The following is a 2,137-nucleotide window of genomic DNA, read 5'->3' as shown; positions in this document are numbered from 1 at the left end:
GCCTTACCCTGGTTAATCATGGGCTCTATTGTAAACACCATCCCTTCCTTCAGAGCCAAACCTTTACCGGGCTGGCCATAGTGCAGAACCTGTGGCTCTTCATGCATTTCTCGCCCAATTCCATGCCCACAATATTCGCGAACAACAGAATAGCCATGCTTATGGGCGTGACTCTGAATGGCATGACCAACATCACCAAGGGTCGCGCCAGGCTTTACAATCCGGATCCCCTCCCACATTGCCTCATAGGTCTTATCGACCAAACGCCTAGCGATCGGAGTCACGTTACCGATCATGTACATTTTGCTCGAGTCAGCTATAAATCCGCCCTGCTCCAACGTTATATCAACGTTGATAATATCACCTGATTTCAGCTTTTGAGTGGTTGAAGGAACACCATGGCATACAACGCGATTTACAGAGCTATTCAGAACATACTGATACCCATACTGACCTTTACTCGCTGGTCGAGCATGTAGCTGATCTATGATAAACCTCTCCGCCAAATCGTTGATATCCATCGTTGAGACACCAACTTCGATACGGCCATCAAGGTAATCAAAAACCCTTGCCAGAAGCCGACCGGACTCCCGCATTACACCCAATTCTTCGGCACTTTTCAGTTTTATGCTAGCCACCGACAACCTTCCTTAGGTCTACTTCGGCCAGCTTCATTTGGTCTCGCATGATGTCAGAAAAAGTCATGCTGGGATTCGCCTCGGCGAGCATGCCAATCTTTATCCAATACTCAGCCTGAGCATTGATAGAGCGAACCATAACTGAGCTCGCCTTGCGAATCTCCCCATGTAGTTCGTCGTCAATCTTAACTATTCCCATAGCAAGCCCTCTATATACGATATATATACGAATCATATATCGCTAATGTCTGGCTGGCAACATGGTCAGTGAGGAATTTAACGCAGAGCACAGCGGCAGCCTGCGGCGAAGCCGCGTCTAGGCTGTCCAGCCCCGAAGGGGCGATGCTGGTGCGTTTTGTTATAGCTTTTCGATTTCATTAAATGTTGCCGCTAACTCTTGCAGTTCTCCGGTTTCGTGAAGCCACAAAAACACTTTGTTTAGTAACTGGCCCGACTCTTTGATGAATACCATTTGATCGCCTAGACCGTTGTTTGCAATTGCTATCGCTCCTTCTGGGAAATTGCCAAAGCCTTTACATGACTCAGTTTCATTGATTATGTGATTGCAAGTACGTGAAAGCCTCTTTTTATCAGAGGTATCTCTAATGGGGTAAAACTCCCAATCATCCTCTTCTGTTGATGCTTCCCCGCCATTATCCAATTTCATTGCTTCACGATATTCGTACGGCAATTTTGCTCCCAATTCTTTTTCAGTTTGGGCTAATTGATCTTCTGACAAGTTAAAAGGCACTTATGTCTCCGAGGCTATAACGCCCGGCGCAGCAGGCAAATTGGAGCGACGAAGGAGCGGAAATTTGGTCTGCCTGCCGCCGCTTGTTATGTGAACTGCCTGCGTAGTATTTAGCCATTATCTTTATCTCTTTTAAGTAGCGCCCTTGATAAAGCGAGCAAAGCCACCCCGAGTAAAAGAGCCAATAGCCCCTCATTTTCAGCCATCTCCGCTGGCACAATTCGATTGTATGCACCTGGCTCACGACCTATGACGAGATCAACGGCTGACTGCCAAAAGCCAACCGGAAGAAGGCCTAAAAAATGGAGGGCTGCATAAATAATGCATAGAACTCCCAACCCAAAAGAAAACCACTTCATCAGCCTGCACCTAGCCCGAGCACACATAACGCCTGGGCTCAGCGGCCGATTTGGAGGCGCGCCGCGCCGGAAAAGCGGTCCGCTGCAGCCCCTGGTTAAGTTGCATTTTCCACCATATTCTCGAATTGGGACTGGTATTTTTCCAGTTTTTTGGGGTTACAATCCGGGCATACAAACGGCTTGCGTTTACCTATGACCATTGCCTGACCAGAGCCGCAGTTGCTGCACTTTAGTCCACTGTAGATATAGGGGGCAAAATGGGTACATTTAACGTCACCACATTTGGCTTTTAAAGCTGCATATTCTTCCGTTGGAAATTGGTTTGATACCTGTAGCTCCTTGAGACTGCGCAGATGTTCTACGAAAGCGAGACTTTCATCTGCAACTTT

General features: G+C 47.6%; 4 protein-coding genes and 1 pseudogene. All 5 read right to left on the bottom strand.

The features are described 5' to 3' along the window. The coding region (gene map, locus ACN0IC_RS15125; protein ID WP_416879587.1) for a type I methionyl aminopeptidase at positions 1-596 on the bottom strand (596 nt) is incomplete at its 3' end. Positions 597-630: 34 nt separating this feature from the next. Beyond that, positions 631-837 (bottom strand): ParD-like family protein, encoded by a 207-nt coding sequence (locus ACN0IC_RS15120; RefSeq protein ID WP_028303883.1) that lies wholly within the window; start codon positions 835-837, stop codon positions 631-633. Between the two features lie 159 nt (positions 838-996). Further along, positions 997-1,389 carry an SMI1/KNR4 family protein gene (locus ACN0IC_RS15115; protein ID WP_039926702.1) on the bottom strand — a complete coding sequence of 131 codons (393 nt, stop codon included), beginning with the start codon at positions 1,387-1,389 and terminating at the stop codon, positions 997-999. Positions 1,390-1,499: 110 nt separating this feature from the next. Continuing rightward, positions 1,500-1,748, bottom strand: a complete 249-nt coding sequence (locus tag ACN0IC_RS15110) for a hypothetical protein (RefSeq protein ID WP_039926699.1) — start codon at positions 1,746-1,748, stop codon at positions 1,500-1,502. 95 nt (positions 1,749-1,843) lie between these two features. Next, positions 1,844-2,137: pseudogene (locus tag ACN0IC_RS15105) on the bottom strand (leucine-rich repeat domain-containing protein); the annotation flags it as partial.

Origin of the sequence: Litorimonas sp., assembly GCA_029936425.1 — a bacterium.
Classification (GTDB): Bacteria; Pseudomonadota; Alphaproteobacteria; order Caulobacterales; family Maricaulaceae; genus Litorimonas.
The sequence above is the reverse complement of the archived record's forward strand: the minus strand, read 5'-3'. Positions and strand labels throughout refer to the sequence as shown.